18 protein-coding genes are annotated in these 17,144 nt (G+C 63.9%); 12 read left to right on the top strand and 6 right to left on the bottom strand.

Annotated features, from left to right (window positions below):
- Positions 1–17: 17 nt before the first annotated feature.
- From CSQ95_RS13885 to CSQ95_RS13875, 3 genes are all read left to right on the top strand, one after another.
- The gene (locus tag CSQ95_RS13885; RefSeq protein WP_070224883.1) at positions 18–1,145 is read left to right on the top strand and encodes a toxin-antitoxin system YwqK family antitoxin; all 1,128 of its coding nucleotides are present in this window, start codon (positions 18–20) and stop codon (positions 1,143–1,145) included.
- A 9-nt stretch (positions 1,146–1,154) separates the two neighbouring features.
- Entirely contained in the window at positions 1,155–1,979 is an 825-nt protein-coding gene (locus CSQ95_RS13880) for a toxin-antitoxin system YwqK family antitoxin (RefSeq protein ID WP_143449970.1), read from the top strand.
- Between the two features lie 79 nt (positions 1,980–2,058).
- Positions 2,059–2,553 carry a MarR family winged helix-turn-helix transcriptional regulator gene (locus CSQ95_RS13875; RefSeq protein WP_099409924.1) on the top strand — a complete coding sequence of 165 codons (495 nt, stop codon included), beginning with the start codon at positions 2,059–2,061 and terminating at the stop codon, positions 2,551–2,553.
- On the opposite strand, the gene CSQ95_RS13870 is transcribed toward CSQ95_RS13875, so the two are convergent.
- A complete protein-coding gene (locus tag CSQ95_RS13870; protein WP_099409923.1) occupies positions 2,543–3,886 on the bottom strand; it encodes a chloride channel protein in 1,344 nt (447 codons plus the stop codon). The genes CSQ95_RS13875 and CSQ95_RS13870 overlap by 11 nt on opposite strands.
- 115 nt (positions 3,887–4,001) lie before the next feature.
- Positions 4,002–4,901 (bottom strand): transcriptional activator NhaR, encoded by a 900-nt coding sequence (gene nhaR, locus CSQ95_RS13865; RefSeq protein ID WP_099409922.1) that lies wholly within the window; start codon positions 4,899–4,901, stop codon positions 4,002–4,004.
- Positions 4,902–5,061: 160 nt separating this feature from the next.
- Here nhaR and CSQ95_RS13860 point away from each other — a divergent pair, with 160 nt between their 5' ends.
- Positions 5,062–6,024: a TerC family protein gene (locus tag CSQ95_RS13860; RefSeq protein ID WP_099409921.1), complete on the top strand. Its 963-nt coding sequence runs from the start codon at positions 5,062–5,064 to the stop codon at positions 6,022–6,024.
- Positions 6,025–6,094: 70 nt separating this feature from the next.
- Positions 6,095–6,496 (top strand): TerB family tellurite resistance protein, encoded by a 402-nt coding sequence (locus CSQ95_RS13855; protein ID WP_070224889.1) that lies wholly within the window; start codon positions 6,095–6,097, stop codon positions 6,494–6,496.
- Here CSQ95_RS13855 and CSQ95_RS13850 read toward each other — a convergent pair whose 3' ends face one another.
- Entirely contained in the window at positions 6,497–6,850 is a 354-nt protein-coding gene (locus CSQ95_RS13850) for a YnfA family protein (RefSeq protein ID WP_099409920.1), read from the bottom strand. It lies immediately after the preceding gene.
- Between the two features lie 90 nt (positions 6,851–6,940).
- Here CSQ95_RS13850 and CSQ95_RS13845 point away from each other — a divergent pair, with 90 nt between their 5' ends.
- On the top strand, positions 6,941–8,209 hold the full coding sequence (locus CSQ95_RS13845) for a glycerate kinase (protein WP_099409919.1): 1,269 nt from the start codon (positions 6,941–6,943) through the stop codon (positions 8,207–8,209).
- Between the two features lie 2 nt (positions 8,210–8,211).
- Here the strand turns inward: CSQ95_RS13845 and CSQ95_RS13840 are convergent, their stop codons facing one another.
- Positions 8,212–9,225: a zinc-binding alcohol dehydrogenase family protein gene (locus tag CSQ95_RS13840; protein ID WP_099409918.1), complete on the bottom strand. Its 1,014-nt coding sequence runs from the start codon at positions 9,223–9,225 to the stop codon at positions 8,212–8,214.
- Between the two features lie 226 nt (positions 9,226–9,451).
- Between CSQ95_RS13840 and CSQ95_RS13835 the strand changes: the two genes are divergently transcribed.
- Positions 9,452–10,366, top strand: a complete 915-nt coding sequence (locus CSQ95_RS13835; protein WP_099409917.1) for a LysR family transcriptional regulator — start codon at positions 9,452–9,454, stop codon at positions 10,364–10,366.
- A 44-nt stretch (positions 10,367–10,410) separates the two neighbouring features.
- On the opposite strand, the gene CSQ95_RS13830 is transcribed toward CSQ95_RS13835, so the two are convergent.
- Positions 10,411–10,788 carry a cytochrome c gene (locus CSQ95_RS13830; RefSeq protein ID WP_099409916.1) on the bottom strand — a complete coding sequence of 126 codons (378 nt, stop codon included), beginning with the start codon at positions 10,786–10,788 and terminating at the stop codon, positions 10,411–10,413.
- Between the two features lie 251 nt (positions 10,789–11,039).
- Here CSQ95_RS13830 and CSQ95_RS13825 point away from each other — a divergent pair, with 251 nt between their 5' ends.
- The 3 genes from CSQ95_RS13825 to CSQ95_RS13815 all read left to right on the top strand — a co-directional run bounded on the left by CSQ95_RS13825 (position 11,040) and on the right by CSQ95_RS13815 (position 14,992).
- Entirely contained in the window at positions 11,040–12,587 is a 1,548-nt protein-coding gene (locus CSQ95_RS13825) for a DUF1800 domain-containing protein (protein WP_099409915.1), read from the top strand.
- A 15-nt stretch (positions 12,588–12,602) separates the two neighbouring features.
- The gene (locus CSQ95_RS13820; RefSeq protein ID WP_099409914.1) at positions 12,603–13,787 is read left to right on the top strand and encodes a DUF1501 domain-containing protein; all 1,185 of its coding nucleotides are present in this window, start codon (positions 12,603–12,605) and stop codon (positions 13,785–13,787) included.
- A 92-nt stretch (positions 13,788–13,879) separates the two neighbouring features.
- Positions 13,880–14,992: an AI-2E family transporter gene (locus tag CSQ95_RS13815; RefSeq protein WP_099409913.1), complete on the top strand. Its 1,113-nt coding sequence runs from the start codon at positions 13,880–13,882 to the stop codon at positions 14,990–14,992.
- Positions 14,993–15,099: 107 nt separating this feature from the next.
- Here CSQ95_RS13815 and CSQ95_RS13810 read toward each other — a convergent pair whose 3' ends face one another.
- Positions 15,100–15,324, bottom strand: a complete 225-nt coding sequence (locus CSQ95_RS13810; protein ID WP_010396348.1) for a hypothetical protein — start codon at positions 15,322–15,324, stop codon at positions 15,100–15,102.
- A 147-nt stretch (positions 15,325–15,471) separates the two neighbouring features.
- Between CSQ95_RS13810 and CSQ95_RS13805 the strand changes: the two genes are divergently transcribed.
- Together CSQ95_RS13805 and CSQ95_RS13800 are read left to right on the top strand one after the other, a co-directional pair.
- Positions 15,472–16,224 carry a phosphatase PAP2 family protein gene (locus CSQ95_RS13805; protein WP_306532451.1) on the top strand — a complete coding sequence of 251 codons (753 nt, stop codon included), beginning with the start codon at positions 15,472–15,474 and terminating at the stop codon, positions 16,222–16,224.
- Positions 16,225–16,235: 11 nt separating this feature from the next.
- Complete coding sequence (locus CSQ95_RS13800) at positions 16,236–17,144, top strand: diacylglycerol kinase family protein (RefSeq protein WP_099409998.1); 909 nt, start codon at positions 16,236–16,238, stop codon at positions 17,142–17,144.

The following is a 17,144-nucleotide window of genomic DNA, read 5'->3' as shown; positions in this document are numbered from 1 at the left end:
ATGAACAATGGAGCAACATGAAGAATCAACAGACGATGCGCTGGCTGCTGGCCGCCGCGCTGGGCATGGGCGCAGCCCTGCCATTGGCGGCTCAGGAACAGCCCGAAGGGCAAATGCCAACGCCAACCTTGCAGGAGGAAGACCACACCATGTATCTGGATGAAAATTTCATGCCCAGCAACCAGCGCCGCGCCGTGTATGCGCTGCGCACGCCGCCCGTGCGCGACGAGGCGTTGGGCGCCTGGCATGTGCGGCTCGAATTTCCCGACACGCCGGGCGTGCTGGCCTTTGAAACCTATGCCACGGATCTGGACCTGAGTCAGATCAGGTTCGTAAAGTTTCGCAAGTATTACTACGAGAATGGCCAGCTGTTACGGGAAACCTATTTCAATGCCCAGGGCGAGGAGCTGCTGGGCGGCTGCGTGTACTTCGAGAATGGCCAGATCCAGCAGAAGGTCACGCCGCTGCCGAACGGGCGCGACAGCATCTCGGAAACGTATCACAAGAACGGCCAATTGATGAGCCGCACGCTGTACCACGGCGACGAGATGGCCGATGGCGAGCACGTGTCGTATGGCGCGAATGGCGCCGTCAGCAACCGCTCGTATCGCCGCAATGGCCAGATGGATGGCGTGGAGGAATCGTTTTATCCGGATGGCAAGCTGTTCCGAAGGGGACGGCACGTCGATGGCCAGCGCGAGGGCGAGTTTGTCATGCTTGCCGAGGACGGCAAGGTGCTGGCCCGGACCGTCTGGGTGCACGGCCAGCCCGACGGCTGGTCGTTTGAAAGCCATGGCAATGGCGTCGTGTCGAACAAGACGCTGTACCATAAAGGTGCCGTGCTCAGCTTGCAAACGTGGGCCCCGAATGGCCGGCCCGTGTTTGCGTGGCAAAAAGACGCGCAGGGGCGCGACCATGGCGACACGACCGACTGGCATGCCAACGGCGTGCGCGCCAGCGTGACGCCGTTTGTCGAAGGCCAGCGCCACGGCTTGCTGCAGACCTGGTACAGCGACGGCAGCCTGCGGCAGATCGTGCCGTACGAACACGGCAAGAAGCACGGCATCGAGCGCCAGTGGGACAAGACGGGCAAGCTGGTGCTGGAGCAGGCGTGGCACGATGGCCAGCCGGTGGCCGCGCAGTAGGGGGGCGGCATGCGGTATGCACAGAAAATGCGCCTGGCGCTGCTGGCAGCGCTCATGACGGTGCTGCCGCTGGCGGCGCAGGAACAGGCACAGGCGCCGGCTCGCGGCACGTCGTTCTATGACAACGGCCAGCTCAAGCAAAAAGTGACCGTGCTGCCGAACGGGCGCGACCGTATTGTCGAGTCTTACCATGAGAATGGCCAGCTGATGAACCGCATCCGCTACCACGGCCAGCAAATGGCCGATGGCGAGTATGTGTCGTACGGGCCGAATGGCAAGGTGAGCAGCCGCGCCTTCCTGAAGGGCGGCAGGATGCATGGGCTGCAGCAAGTGTTTTACGCCGACGGCAAGCTGTTCCAGCGCAGCCATTTCATCCATGACCAGCAGGATGGCGAGGCCGTCACCTTGGCGCCCGACGGCAAGGTAGTCGCCAGCACGACGTGGCGCCATGGCGAGCCCGACGGCTGGTCGTTCGATAGCCATGACAATGGTCAGCTGGCGCAGAGAGCGCTGTACCGCAAGGGCAAGCTGCTGAGCATGCAGAAGTGGGGCAGCAATGGCCAGCCGACCGTTGCCTGGCAGCAGGATGCCCAAGGGCGCGAGCAGGGCGACGTGACGCAATGGCATGACAACGGCGTGCGCGCCAGTGTCACGCCCATGCGCGACGGCCAGCGCCATGGCTTGCTGCAGACCTGGTACGCGGACGGCAGCCCGCAGCAGGTCGTGCCGTATGAACATGACAAGAAACACGGCATCGAGCGCCAGTGGGACCCGGCTGGCAAGCTGGTGCTGGAACAGGCTTGGCAAGCTGGAGAGCCAGTCCCCATGCGCTAGGAATCCCCCCGCCTTTGCAGGTATCATGCAGGGATTCCGGCCCGCCAGCAGGCGCGCAGCCGGTACGATAACGGAGGCAATGGTGGTGGAAGCGGACATTTCGGTGGTGGCCAGAGCGCAGGGCATGGCCTTGCAAAACATGCGCGTCGTCATGCGCGCGGCGCAGCGGCACTCGGCGCAGATCGAGAAGCAATGCGGCGTGTCTGGCGCGCAACTGTGGGTGATGCAGGAATTGCTGGAGCGGCCGGGCCTGCGCATGGGCGAGCTGGCCGGCAAGATGTCGATACACCAGACGACGGCCAGCAACCTGGTCGAGGCGCTGGTGAAAAAAACCTATGTGCGCAAGGCGCGCGACCAGCCTGACCAGCGCGTCGTCACCCTGACCCTGACGGCGGAAGGGCAAGCCGTGATCGCCGGCGCGCCGCAGCCGGCGCGCGGCTTGCTGCCCAGCGCGCTGGCCCAGCTGGACCCCGACAGCCTGGCGCACCTGAACCAGGGCTTGAACGCCTTGCTGGCCGTCGTCTCCCCCGATGACAGGCAGGCGGGCATGCAGCCGTTTCCGTTTACGATGTAGTGTCCCGGCCAACCTGCAGCTGCAGCGGCAACCGTTGCAGCTGCAGCTGCGCCAGCGCCCCGTACAGCGGCTCGCTGAGTACGCGCGACACGGTGCTGGCCACCACGGCGCACGCCATCAGGCTCAGCACCATGCCGTGGCCATCGACCATTTCCATGACAATGATAAACGCCGTCAACGGCGTCTGCGTGGCGGCGGCCAGGAAGCCCACCATGCCGAGCGCGATCAGGGCGGGCGCGTGCGGATAGTGCAGCAATTGCGCAATGTCATGCCCGATGCCGGCGCCGATGGCCAGGGATGGCGCGAAGATGCCGGCCGGCACGCCCGACCACACGGTCAGCCACGTTGCCACATATTTGAAGGCCACAAAGGCGGGCGCCACGTCGGACGCGCCTTCGAGCATGGCGCGCGTGGCCACGGTGCCGCTGCCGAACGTGGCGCCGTGGCTGGCGATGCCGATGGCCGCCACCAGCAAACCGCAGACGGCGGCAAACAGCACGGGCCGGCCTGTTCTCCACGCCGATAATTTTCCCAGCGGATTGCCCCGGGCGGACGCCAATAGCAGCCGGGCGAACAGGCCGCCGGCCACGCCCGCCACGAGGGTGACCAGTAAACCTGGCAGGGCCAGCGCCAGGCCGATGGGGCCGGGGTGGATGATGCCGAAATGGGTGGCGTTGCCGTGGATGGAGACGGCCATCATGCCGGCCAGCACGATGCCGGCGACAATCAAGCCGCTGTTGCGCTGCTCGGGCGAGCGCGACAATTCCTCGATGGCGAACATGACGCCCGCCAGCGGCGTGTTGAAGGCGGCCGCGATGCCGGCCGCGCCACCGGCCACCAGCAGCGAATGGGCGCTCACCTGCGCGTGGCGCGGCAGCCAGCGTCGCGCGGCCAGCATCACGCCGGCGGCGATCTGCACGGACGGCCCTTCGCGCCCCAGCGACAATCCCCCCAGCAAGCCGCCCGCCGTCAGGCCGATCTTCGCGGCGCTGAGTTTCAGGGAGACAAACAATGAGCGCTGTTCCGGCGCCACGGCCGGGTCCAGTGTCGCCATCACTTGCGGGATGCCGGAACCGGCCGCGCCCATGGCATAGCGGCGCGTCAGCCAGACGAGCAGGGCGGCGCAGGCCGGTGTCCACAGCAGGGCGAACCACCAGGCCTTGCCGTTAAAAAAGAGAAAACAATCGAGCGCTGTTTCCGCGAGCCACGTAAAGCCCACGACGACGAGGCCCGCGACGGCGGCCATGCCGACGACGACGGCGCGCGACCACCACAGGCGCGGGTTGGCAAATTCATGCTTGAAGGCAGAGGGGATGTCGTGCAAGTGCTTCATTGCGGCAAGTCCTGGAAGGGGCGCGCAGGGCGTCGGGGAGGCTTGTCATTATATAGATGTATTTGCTCAAATGTATTTGCGGGGTTTTAATTGTGGAACTTCAGTTGTGGAACTACTACACGAACAGTTCGCGCCGCGCGCTCTGGCTGATGGCGATGGTGGCCGGGTGGCTCAGCCGCCGCTCCGTGGTGATCGCATACACTTGCTCGACGAGGCTGTCGACCCGGCCCAGCGCCACCACGCCATGCTGTTCGCACACCTGGGGCGCGATCACGGTGGGGGCGAAGAACAGGCCGGCGCCGGATTGGCCGAAGGCCTGCATCATGGCGCTGTCGTCGAACTCGCCCACGATGCGCGGGTGCAGGTGGTTGTCGCCCAGCCATTGCAGCAGGCGGCCGTAGATGGCGAAATCCTCGCCCGGCAGCAGCAGCGGCGCGCCGTTCAGGCATAGCGGAAAGCCGCCTTCCAGGGTGGCGGCCAGGGCCGGCGTGCCGAACAGGGTCATGCCGCTTTCGCCCAGCAGGTGGTTGTAGCCGCGCACGCTCAAGTGGGACGGCATGGGGCGGTCGGCGATGATCAGGTCCAGCCGGTGCACGGCCAGGTCCGCCAGCAGGCTGGCCAGCCGGCCTTCGCGGCAGATCATGCGCAGCGGTTCGGCCAGCCCCAGCGCCGGTTCGACCAGGCGGCAGGCGATCAGTTTCGATACGGAATCGGCGCAGCCCACGCGAAACGTGGTCGTCGCCGTGCGCGACTGGTCGCGCACGATTTCCAGCAATTCGTCGCCCGTGCTGAAAATCTCTTCCGCATGGCTGAGTATGCGCCTGCCCGTCTCCGTCAATTCCAGCTTGCGCCCGCTGCGGCGGAACAGTTCCACGCCCAGGGTGTCGGCAAAGTCGCTGAGCTGGCCGGAAATCGATTGCGGCGTCAGGTGCAGCTGCTCGGCCGCGCGGGCGATGCTGCCCGTCTTGGCCACCATCCAGAAATAGCGCAAGTGCTTGAAGTTGAGTGTGGACATGTTTGTTCCCGGCAAAATTAATACATCGATTTTTTCGATGTATTCGTAAATTATATTCGATTTGTTCGATGTTTATATTCAGCCTATGATGACTGCTCAATTCATGCAAGGAGAGTGCCATGGGCATCAGGATAGAGACAGACGGTTGCGGAGGCCGCCGATGAACGGCCTGGAGAGTATTGCAACGGCACCCATGTGGGCCGGCTTCATCGTATTCGTCCTGTTCATGCTGGCGCTGGACCTGTTCGTCTTCGGCGGCAACAAGGCGCACAAGGTCAGTGTCAAGGAAGCGGCGACCTGGTCGCTCGTGTGGGTCAGCCTGGCCCTGCTGTTCAACGGCGGCCTGTGGTGGTATCTGAACGGCACGGCCGGTCCCGAGATCGCCAACCAGAAGGCGCTGGAGTTTTTCTCCGGCTACTTGATCGAGAAAGCCCTGTCGGTCGATAACGTGTTCGTCTTCCTGCTGATCTTCAGCGCCTTCCAGGTGCCGATCCAGTACCAGCGCCGCGTGCTGATCTACGGCGTGCTGGGCGCGATCGTCATGCGCGCCGTGATGATCATGGCCGGCGCGTGGGTGGTGAGCGAGTTCAGCTGGGTGCTGTACCTGTTCGGCGCCTTCCTGTTGATTACCGGCATGCGCATGCTGGTGGCGGCCGATGCGGAACCGGACGTGGCGAACAATCCCGTGCTGCGTTTTGCCCGCCGTCACTTGCGGGTGGCCGACGGCGACCACGGCGAGCGTTTCTTCGTGGCCAAGGGCGGTTTGCGCTATGTCACGCCGCTGTTCCTCGTGCTGATCCTGATCGAGGTGACGGACCTGGTGTTCGCGGTCGACTCGATCCCGGCGATTTTCGCCATCACGACGGACCCGTTCATCGTCTTCACGTCGAACCTGTTCGCCATCATGGGCTTGCGCGCCTTGTACTTCCTGCTGGTGGACGTGGCTGACCGCTTCCACATGCTCAAGTATGGCCTGGCGATGGTGCTGGTGTTCATCGGCGCCAAGATGCTGATCATGCCGTGGTACCACGTGCCCGTCGAAGCGTCGCTGCTGGTGGTGGCGGTGCTGATCGTGTCGAGCTGCGTGGCGAGCGTATTCATCACCCGCAGCGACAAAAAGTAACACTGCAGTACGGCGCGCCCCGCAAGGCGGTGGCGCGTCTTTTGATCAATCACAATGAAAGAATGAAATCATGCGTACCTATGAAGCGAACAGTCCCCAGGCAGCGGGACGTATCCTGGCCCTGATGATGGTGGTCGACGGCAACCTGGCCAGCGCCGAGCTGCAAGCCATGCACCGCAGCAAGATTCTCGAGCATATCGACCTGGCGCCGGCCGCTTTTCAACAGCTGTTGCAAGACCTGTGCGACGACATGCTGACGTCGACCGTGCATGGCGCCGTGCAGCTGGCCCATGGCGTGATCGACAGCCTGCTCGATGAAATCACGGACCCGGACTTGCGCCGCAAGCTGTTGCAAGCCATGTGGAAGATCGCCGACGCGGACGACTGGCTGGCCGATGGCGAAGCCGTGCTGCTGGCCCGCGCCAGCGCGGCCTGGTCGGCGGAAACGAATTTCCGCCAGCACGCGGCGTAATTATGCTGCCTTGTGTCCCATGGCAATCACGGCGGCGCCGGCCAGGGCCAGGCCCACGCCCGTCACATCCGTCCAGGCGGGCGTGATGCCGTCCACCAGCCACAGCCAGCCCAGCGCCGTGGCGATGTAGACGGCGCCATACGTGGCGTAGACCCTGCCGCTGGCGGCCGGATGCAAGGTCAGCAGCCACACGAAGACCAGCAGGCTGATGGCGGCCGGCAACAGCAGCCAGGCGCTGCCCTTGTTGCTCAACCACAGCATGGGCAGGTAGCAGCCCAGCAGTTCGGCCACGGCCGTGACGGTAAACAGCCCGAAAGTGCGGGCAAGACTGGTCCATTCGATGGCGTCGCTCATGGTGTTCCTGTGATGTGGTCAAGACGCCATTCTAGCCGCCGGGCGGCGCCGTCCCTGCTATGATCGGCTTCGGATACCGGAGGAGACACCATGACGACGACCCCAGCGCCGCGCGCCTTGCTGCAAGCCATGTTCCAGGCCGCCATCGAAGCGGCCCAGCCATCGCACTGCATACCGCCCCATCTGCCGCCCGCGCCCAGGGGACGCTTGATCGTCATCGGCGCCGGCAAGGCCTCGGCCGCCATGGCGCAAGCCGTGGAGCGGCACTGGCCGGGGCCGCTGTCGGGCCTCGTCGTCACGCGCTACGGCTATGCCGTGCCCTGTGAACGCATCGAGATCGTGGAAGCGTCGCATCCTGTGCCGGATGCGGCCGGCATGGCGGCCGCGCGGCGCATGCTGGACGTGGTGGGCAATCTGCAGGCGGACGACACGGTGCTGTGCCTGATCTCGGGCGGCGGCTCGTCGCTGCTGGCCTTGCCCCTGGTCGGCATCACCCTGGAAGACAAGCAAGCCTTGAACCGCGCGCTGCTGGCGTCGGGCGCCACCATCGGCGAAATGAATTGCGTGCGCCGCCATTTGTCCGCCATCAAGGGCGGCCGGCTGGCAGCCGCCTGCCATCCGGCGCAAGTGGTGACGTTGGCGATTTCCGACGTGCCTGGCGACAAGCTCGGCGATATCGCCTCCGGCCCCACGGTGGGCGACGCGACGACGTGCGAGGACGCGCTGGCCATCGTGCGCCGCTATGGCATGGACTTGCCGGACAGCATAAGAAAAACGCTGGAAAGCGGGCGCGGCGAATCCGTGAAACCCGGTGACCCGCGCCTGGCGCGCACGCGCACGACCCTGGTCGCCACGCCGCAGATGGCCCTGGAAGCGGCCGCCGCCGTGGCGCGCGCGGCCGGCGTCACGCCGTATATATTGGGCGACAGCCTGGAAGGCGAGGCGCGCGACGTGGGCAAGGTGATGGCCGGCATCGCGCTGCAAACGGCGATGCGGGGCCAGCCGTTTCCCGCCCCGTGCGTGCTGCTGTCGGGCGGCGAAACGACGGTCACCGTGCGCGGCAAGGGCCGCGGCGGGCGCAACGTGGAATTTTTGCTGGCGCTGGGCATCGCGCTGGATGGGCAAGCGGGCATCCACGCGCTGGCGGGCGACACGGATGGCGTCGACGGCCAGGAAGAGATCGCCGGTGCTTATCTCGCGCCCGACACCCTGCAGCGTGCCTGGGCGCAGGGCATCAAGCCCAGCGATAGCCTCGACAACAACGATGGACACGGCTTCTTCCAGGCGCTGGGAGATAGTGTGATCACGGGCCCGACATTGACGAATGTCAATGATTTTCGGGCCATTCTGATTACCTGAGTTTAGAACCCTTCAAGGACGATCTTGCCTTTGGCCGTATTGCTTTCCAGCAGGGCATGCGCGCGCTTCAAATTTGCCGCGTTGATCGTGCCGAAGCGCTCGGCCACGGTGGTCTTGATGATACCGGCGTCCACCAGCTGCGCCAGTTCCTCGAGCAGTGCATGCTGCTGGACCATGTCCGGCGTCTGGAACAGCGAACGGGTAAACATCAGTTCCCAGTGCAGCGACACGCTCTTGCCCTTGAACTTGCGCACGTCGATGTGCTCGGGGTCGTCGATCAGGGCGAATTTGCCCTGCGGCGCGATCAGTTCGACGATCTGCTCGAAATGCTTGTCGGTCTGGTTCAGGCTGATCACGTAATCGACGGGCGGTAAACCGAGGCGCGTGATTTCGGCGGCCAGCGGCAGGCTGTGGTCGATCACGTGGTGGGCGCCCAGTTGCTTGACCCAATCGGCCGTTTCCGCGCGCGAGGCCGTGCCGATGATGGTGACGCCCGTCAACTGCCGCGCCAGTTGCACCAGCACGGAGCCGACGCCGCCGGCCGCGCCGATCACGAGCAGCGACTTGCCGGTCAGATTCCTGTCGCGGCTGATCTGCAGGCGGTCGAACAGCAATTCCCACGCCGTAATCGCCGTGAGCGGCAGGGCGGCGGCCGGGGCGAAATCGAGGCTGGCCGGCATGTGGCCGACGATGCGCTCGTCGACGAGCTGGAATTCGCTGTTGCTGCCGGCGCGGTTGATGGCGCCCGCGTACCAGACCTTGTCGCCCACCTGGAACAGGGTCGCGTCGGGGCCGACAGCCGTGACGACGCCGGCCGCATCCCAGCCGAGCACTTCCGGCTGGCCGTCTTTCGGCGCGCGGTTCTTGCGCACCTTGGTGTCGACGGGATTGACGGAAATGGCCTTGACGGCGACGAGCAGGTCGCGTCCGGTGGCGACGGGCACGGGCAGCTCGATGTCGACCAAGGCGTCGGCATCGGTGATGGGCAGGCTGTGGTGGTAGGCGATGGCTTTCATATTCTTCCTTTGGTAAAACAGTGATGGAGTCGGGTAGGTCGGATTAGCGCGGCTGTACCGCGCGTAATCCGACATCACCATCGGCCACGCCAACAATGTTGTCGGATTACGGTCCTTTGGACCTAATCCGACCTACGCCATACAGGCTTGATGACGTATCATGGCCATTTTCACGCCGCGGTAAAAGAGGGCGCGTACCGAAACACTTTCAAAGGAATGCTGAAAATTGCTGCGACTCGATGACTTGCAGGTGTTTGTCCGCACGGCTGACCGGGGCAGTTTGTCGGCGGCCGCGCGCGAGATCGGCATCTCGCCCGCGCTGGCCAGCGCTGCCGTCAAGCGCCTGGAAGGGGAATTGGGCTTGCGCCTGCTGGCCCGCACGACCCGCTCGCTGAGCCTGACGCCGGAAGGCACGCAATACCTGGAGCATGCGCGAGAAGCCCTGCGCCTGCTGCGCGCGGGCCACGACGCACTGCTGGCCGGCAAGGACAGTTTCGGCGGAACCTTGAAAATTGCCATGCCTTCCGACCTGGGCCGCAACCTGATGCTGGGCTGGCTGGACGAGTTCCAGGCGCGCCATCCGAAGCTGCAGTACCAGCTCAGCGTCAGCGACCGGGTGGCCGACATGGTGCGCCAGCAAGTCGACGTGGCCATCCGCTATGGCCAGCAGGATGATTCGAGCATGGTCGCCATGCCGATCGCGCCCGCCAACGACCGGGTGCTGGTGGCCTCGCCCGGCTACCTGCGCGAACATGGCCCCTTGCTCGCGCTGCAAGACTTGTCGCAGCGCAATTGCCTGCGCTTCGCGCTGGAAGACGGCTTGCACGACCGCTGGACTTTTTACCGCCTGCCCCAGCGCGAGCAGGTGACGATTTCCGTCAGCGGTAACCGCAGCGCCGACGACGCCGACCTCGTGCGCCGCTGGGCTGTGGCGGGCCTGGGCATCGCCTATAAATCGCGGCTCGACGTGGCTGGCGACCTGGCCACCGGCCGCCTGCAAGCGCTGTTGCCTGACGTGGCGGGCGAGGCGACGCCCCTGCACCTGGTCTGCACGCACCGGGCGCAAGTGACGCCGCTGGTGCTGCAGTTGCGCGACTTCCTGCGAGATCAGTGCGTGGAGTTATTCAAACAGGATGATTGATTTCGGATTATTCCTGCGCGAGGTGTACTCCGCTGATTTCAAGATCAGCGGTTTTTGAAAATCACATCGCTCATGTATTGATTCAAATCGCGAAAATCCTTTACCCGCCAGGCGTATGGCGCGATCTTGACGCCATTCTCTTTCAAGGTCTTTGGAATCAAATCGCCATTCGGGCGCAGTATGACGGACGATACGATCACGCCCGGATAATCCTTCAGGCGTTTTTTAAAAGCGGCCGTTGTCAGATCCGGTGTAGGGGGATTGCTTTTATTCGCCAATGGCCCGGTGCCCTTGATCTCTGCTCCGTGGCACACGGCACATCGCTGCACATACAGGGTTTTTCCATTCAGATTCTCGGCGAAGGATAAGGGCGTTTGAATGAGCGATAAGATTCCTGATGCGGCGATAAATAATATTTTCATTTCTTTTTTAATGTGGACGTATTGTATGGATAATGTCTGGTTTAAGAGAAAATACGGAGCTGCCATTGCAGTACGCCATTCTCTCGATAACATTTTATCCGAGATTGTTCATTGCTAACGTGCCCGCGCCCGCGCGCGATCGGCTGGCGAACACGCCCGCTTGATTACAACTCGTTGCAAATGGCAATCATGCGCGGGTCAACCTGGGCGTACCCTCAGGCATTCTGGTTGAAACCGCTTGAAAGATTGCCATGAGCCCGAACCGATTATTGCCGACGACCTTGATATCCCTGCTGTTGCTGGCCGGCTGTGCCGCGACGGCGCCGCCGGCCGCGCAGCATGCCGTCGCCGCGCCCGACAATGCCGCGCAAGGCATCGCGATGCTCGAGCGCGTCAGCTGGGGCGTGAACGGCGGCAGCGTGCGCCAGTTGCAAAAGGAAGGCTGGAACGCTTACCTGCAGGCGCAGTTACACCCAGGCAAAACGAGCCTGCCGCCCGCCGTGCAGGCGCAGATCGACGCCATGACCATCAGCCAGGTGCCGCTCGACCAGCTCGTCATGTCCGTGGAGCAAAAGCGCAAGGAGTCGGCCGGCGTCATGGACGACATGGCGAAGCAGCAAGCGCAAAAGGAGTACCAGCAGGAACTGAACCGCCTGGCGCGCGAGGCGGCCACGCGCTCGCTGTTGCTGGACGTGTATTCGCCGAACCAGCTGCAGCAGCAGCTGAGCTGGTTCTGGCTCAACCATTTCAGCGTGCACCAGGGCAAGCACAACTTGCGCGCCATGGTTGGCGATTACGAGGCGAACGCCATCGCGCCGCATGCCCTGGGGAAATTCCGCGACTTGCTGGGCGCGACCGTCCACCACCCGGCCATGCTGCGCTACCTCGATAATGAAGCCAACGCCGTCAAGCGCATCAATGAAAACTATGCGCGCGAGCTGATGGAGTTGCACACCCTGGGCGTGAACGGCGGCTATAGCCAGACCGACGTGCAGGAACTGGCGCGTATCCTCACCGGCGTGGGCGTCAACCTGGGCACGGATACGCCGAAGGTGAAACCGGCGCTGCAATCGCAATACGTGCGCCGCGGCCTGTTCGAATTCAATCCGAACCGCCACGATTACGGCGATAAACAATTCCTCGGGCAAACGGTGAAGGGGCGGGGACTGGCCGAACTCGATGAAGCGCTGGACCGCCTGAGCCGCAGTCCCGCCACCGCGCGCTTTATCAGCGGCAAGCTGGCCCAGTATTTCGTGGGAGATAGCCCTCCCGAAGCGCTGGTGGCGCGCATGGCGGCCACCTTCCAGCACAGCGACGGCATGATCGCCGACCTGCTGCAGACCATGTTCAGCAGTCCCGAGTTCAGGCAGTCGCTGGGCAAGAAATTCAAGGATCCCATGCATTATGTGGTGTCGGCCGTGCGCCTCAGCTATGACGACAAGCCCATCCTCAACGCCGGTCCCATGCTGAGCTGGCTCGCGCGCATGGGACAGCCCCTGTACGGGCGCCAGACGCCGGACGGCTATCCGCTGACGGATGCGTCCTGGGCCAGCCCCGGCCAGATGACGACGCGTTTCGATATCGCCCGCACCATCGGTTCGGGCAGCGCCGGCCTGTTCAAGACGGACGGCCCGCAGCCGCAGGAAAAGGTCGCGTTTCCCCAGCTGGCCAGCGCCCTGTATTACCAGTCGCTGCAGCCAGGCCTGAGTCCGGCCACGCGCCAGGCGCTGGAGCAGGCCGCCTCGCCGCAGGAGTGGAATACATTTCTGCTCTCTTCGCCGGAAATGATGCACCGCTAGATTGAAAGGATAGCCATGAACCGTCGTGACCTGTTGAAAGCCCTGGCCGCCGCGCCCCTGTTGTCGCACGCGGGCAGCTTGCTGGCCGCGCCCGCCACGAATGCGAAGCTGTTGTTCGTCTTCCTGCGCGGCGGCTATGACGCGAACAACCTGCTGGTGCCCATCGGCAGCGATTTTTACTATGCATCGCGGCCGAATATCGCCATCGCGAAACCCGGGGCGGACAACGGTGCGCTGGCCTTGAACGCCGACTGGGCCCTGCATCCGGCCTTGCGCGAGACCATCTACCCGATGTTCACGGGCGGCGAGGCGGCCTTCATTCCGTTTGCCGGCACGACGGATTTGACGCGCAGCCATTTCGAGACGCAGGACAGCATCGAACTGGGACAGGAACTGGGCGGGCGCCGCGATTTCCGTTCGGGCTTTTTGAACCGGCTCGCGCAAAGCCTCAATAGCGGCAATCACGCCATTTCCTTCACGGACCAGCTGCCCCTGATCTTCCAGGGCGGCGTGCAAGTGCCGAACATGGGGCTGCGCTCCGTGGGCAAGTCCGGTATTGATGCGCGTCAAAGCCAGCTCATCGCGGCGATGTACAAGGGCACGCCTCTGCAGCAACCGGTCAGCGCGGGCTTTGCCGTGCGCGAGGACGTGACGAAGGAATTGACGGGAGAAATGCAGGCGGCCAACCGCAACGCCATCAGTACCAAGGGCTTTGAACTGGAAGCGCAGCGCATCGCGCGCTTGATGAGGGACAAATACAACCTCGGTTTCGTCGACGTGGGCGGCTGGGATACGCACGTGGGGCAGGGCGGCGCGAATGGCTACCTGGCAGGGCGTTTCGATGAGCTGGGCCGGGGCCTGGCCGCGTTTTCGCAGGAAATGGGCAGCGAATGGCGCAATACCGTCGTCGTCGTCGTCAGCGAATTTGGCCGCACCTTCCGCGAAAACGGCAACCGCGGCACGGACCATGGCCACGGCAGCGTCTTCTGGGTGCTCGGCGGCGGCATCAAGGGCAAGCAGGTGGCGGGCGAGCAGGTGGCGATTTCGCAGGCGACGCTGTTCCAGAACCGCGACATGCCCGTGCTCAATGAATACCGCGCCGTGCTGGGCGGCTTGCTGCGCCGCACCTTCGGTTTGACGCCGGCGCAACTCGAGCACGTGTTTGCCGGCGTCAAACCGGTGGAGCTGGGCCTCGTATAAATCGCCATGGCTCCGTGTTACGCTACGCCTGCGCAACTGGCGCGTAGCTAAGTCCCGTCGCGCTTCCCGGCGCCGGGCACGAATGGAGTGGTATGACCGATACCCAGCGCGACATCGTCAGCGCAGGCTTTTCCCTGGCCCTGATCGCCGTGACGGCCTTCGTCATGCAGCGTTTCTTTTTGCCGCTCGTGTGGGCCGGCATCCTGTGCGTGGCCACCTGGCCCCTGTACCTGCGCGTGCGCGCGGCGCTGGGCCAGCGCACCATCATCGCGGCCGCCGTGCTGACCCTGGCGTTCGCCTGCATCTTTATCATCCCCGTGCTGTTCGGCGTGGCGCAGGCGGCGCGCGAAGTGCCCGTGCTGGCCAATTTCGTCGTCCATGCGAATACGGACGGCTTGCCCGTGCCGGACTGGGTGGCGCATATTCCGCTGGCCGGCAGCGCCATCGGCGACTGGTGGCAAGCCACCCTGAGCCAGCCCCACGGCCTCGGCCACTTCTTTGCGGGCAGCGCCGTGGGCGGTTTTCATTCCGCGCGCGACATGCTCAAGGTGCTGGGCGCGGACGTCTTCCACCGCCTGGTCGATTTCGGCCTGGCCTTTCTATGCCTGTTTTTCTTTTACAAGGATGGCGAAGCGCTGACGCGCCAGATCACGGCCGTCGGCAGCCATTTTTTGCGTCCTGAACGCTGGGGCCGCTATGCGCAAAAGATCCCCACGGCCATCCGCGCCACCGTCAATGGCCTGGTGCTCGTGGGCCTGGCCGAAGGCGTGCTGATCGGCTTCGCCTATGCGATTGCCGGCTTGCCGTCGCCGGCCCTGTGGGCGTTCGCCACCGGTATTTTGGCCATCATCCCGTTCGGCGCGCCGCTCGCTTACCTGTGCGCGGCCGCTTTGCTGGTGTTCCAGGGCAATGTGGGCGCCGCCATCGGCGTGGCAGCCTGGGGCACCGTGGTGCTGTTCGTGGCCGATCACTTCGTGCGTCCCGGCATGATCGGCAACGCTACCCGCTTGCCTTTCCTGGCCGTGCTGTTCGGCATTTTGGGCGGCGTGGAAACCCTGGGCCTCGTGGGCCTGTTCATCGGCCCCGTCGTGATGGTGCTGTTCGTGACCTTGTGGTACGAGGCGAATGTGTTCGACAAGGCGGCGCCTGTCAAGACAAGCGCGAATACACCTGCCAGCCCGGCCGCACCGGAACGCACACAGTAATGAGGGGTCGGCCAGCGTTGCCGCTGGCCGGTACTGGCGCGCTCCCGGCGTGGCCGGGCGGAGCAGACTTCAAAACAGAGTGCAAGCACCTTGTTTTAAAGTCATTCTTAATGCGCCTTGGATAAAATGAGGAGCCAACGGCGCATCAGCAGCACTTCAACATAGCCCGGCTCGATGCCCGTACCGCACTCGATCAAGGGATTGACGGTGTAGTAGCGCTTGCGGAAGTCGCGGCAGACGAGGATTTCGCGCTTGCCCATGCGGACGAGGAAAGAGCTTGGGGCGTATTCCAGGCCGAACCGTGAGCCAAAACCGCTATTCAATGTTGCCATGACAATTCCTTTGAGGGAGATGTGTTGAACGAGTCATCAGAATAGCATAACTACTGTATGAATACACAGCTACTGTATGAATAAACAGTATTTTTTTGCTGGTGTGGTTTTTTTGATCATCGCCAGGAACAAGAAAGAGAGATCAGTTTGCAAGAGAAAAATGACATGGGCGTGACCATGGGCTGGACCATGAAACTGCGCCGCTTCGTCGAGGCGCGCCTGTCGCCCGAAGGCGAACTGGGCCTGCATATGACGGTCGGCGTGGCCCTCATGCTGGTGGCCATCGTGGTCTTCCACGAGATCGCCGAAGCCGTGATGGGCATGGAGCAGATCACCGTGATCGACCTGCAGGTGGCGCAGTGGTTCAACCGGCATGCCGTGCCGTGGATCACCAGCGTGCTGCTGGTCGTCACGCATATGCATGGCGTGATCGGCGCCATCACCCTGGCCGTCTTGCTGGGCTGGTATCTGCACCGCAAGGGCGCCGACTATTGGCTGTTTACCCTGGTCATCACCATGCCGGGCGTCATGTTTTTGAACCTGCTGTTAAAGTACATTTTTGTGCGCGCGCGGCCCAGCTTTGACGAGCCCATCCTGCAGACGGCCTTGAGCACGTACAGCTTTCCCAGCGGCCATACGGCCACCTCGACAGCCCTGTATGGCTTGCTGGCCGCCTACCTGATTTGCCAGACGGCGCCGGGCGCCTGGTGCAAGCGCATCGGCATCGCGCTGGGCGCATTCCTGATGGCGTCGCTCGTGGGCTTCAGCCGCATTTATTTGGGCGCGCATTACCTGAGCGATGTGTTTGCGGCCATGGCGGAAAGCTATGGCTGGCTGGCCATCTGCATCGCCGGTGTGTCGACCCTGCGCCGCCGCCGGCATATCCGGCAAACGAAATAAGGGGAACGATCCTGAGCAAAATCGCCGTCATCATCAACGCGGGCGCCGGCTGCGGCTATGCGCCGGACTGGGCGCAGCAGCTCGAAGCGCAATTCCTGGCCGTGGGTCTCGACGCCGCCATCACCCTGGCGCAAAGCGGGGCCGAGATGATCGCCACTGCCGAGCAGGCCCTGCGCGATGGCGCGCCCATCGTCGTGGCCGGTGGCGGCGACGGCACCATCAATGCCGTCGCGTCCGTCGTCGTCGGCAGCGGTACGCCGTTTGGCGTCTTGCCGCTGGGCACCTTGAACCATTTCGCCAAGGATTTGAATATCCCGCTTGACCTCCTTGCGGCGATTGCCAATGTGGCGCGGGGCGTGCCGCACCAGGTCGACGTGGGCGAAGTCAATGGCCGCATCTTCCTGAACAATTCCAGCCTGGGCCTGTATCCCGATATCGTGCGCGACCGCGAAAAGCAGCAGCGCCGGCTGGGACGGGGCAAGTGGCTGGCCTTCGGCTGGGCCCTGGTGGCAGCCTTGCGCCGCTATCCGTTTCTCAGCGTGCAATTGAAACTCAACGACGCCGTGCATGCGCGGCGCACGCCCTTCGTCTTCATCGGCAATAATGAATACCGGATGGAAGGCTTGAATATCGGCGAGCGCGAACGCCTCAACGGTGGCCAGCTGAGCCTGTACGTGGCGCAGCGGCCGGGCCGCCTGGGCCTCGTGCGCCTGGCCATGCACGCGCTGTTCGGCAAGTTGTCGCAGGCCAAGGATTTCGATGTGCTGACAGCGACCGACCTGGAGATCGCCACGAAACACCGCCGCCTGCGCGTGGCCACCGATGGCGAAGTGACCGTCATGAATACGCCGCTGCGCTACCGCATCCGCACGGCCGCGCTCGAAGTGATCGTGCCGGCGTCCGTGCCCGCCGCCAGCTAG

This window comes from Janthinobacterium sp. BJB304, from assembly GCF_002735765.1.
Lineage (GTDB): Bacteria > Pseudomonadota > Gammaproteobacteria > Burkholderiales > Burkholderiaceae_D > Janthinobacterium.
Note: the sequence above shows the minus strand (reverse complement) of the source record. Positions and strands in the feature narration are given on the sequence as shown.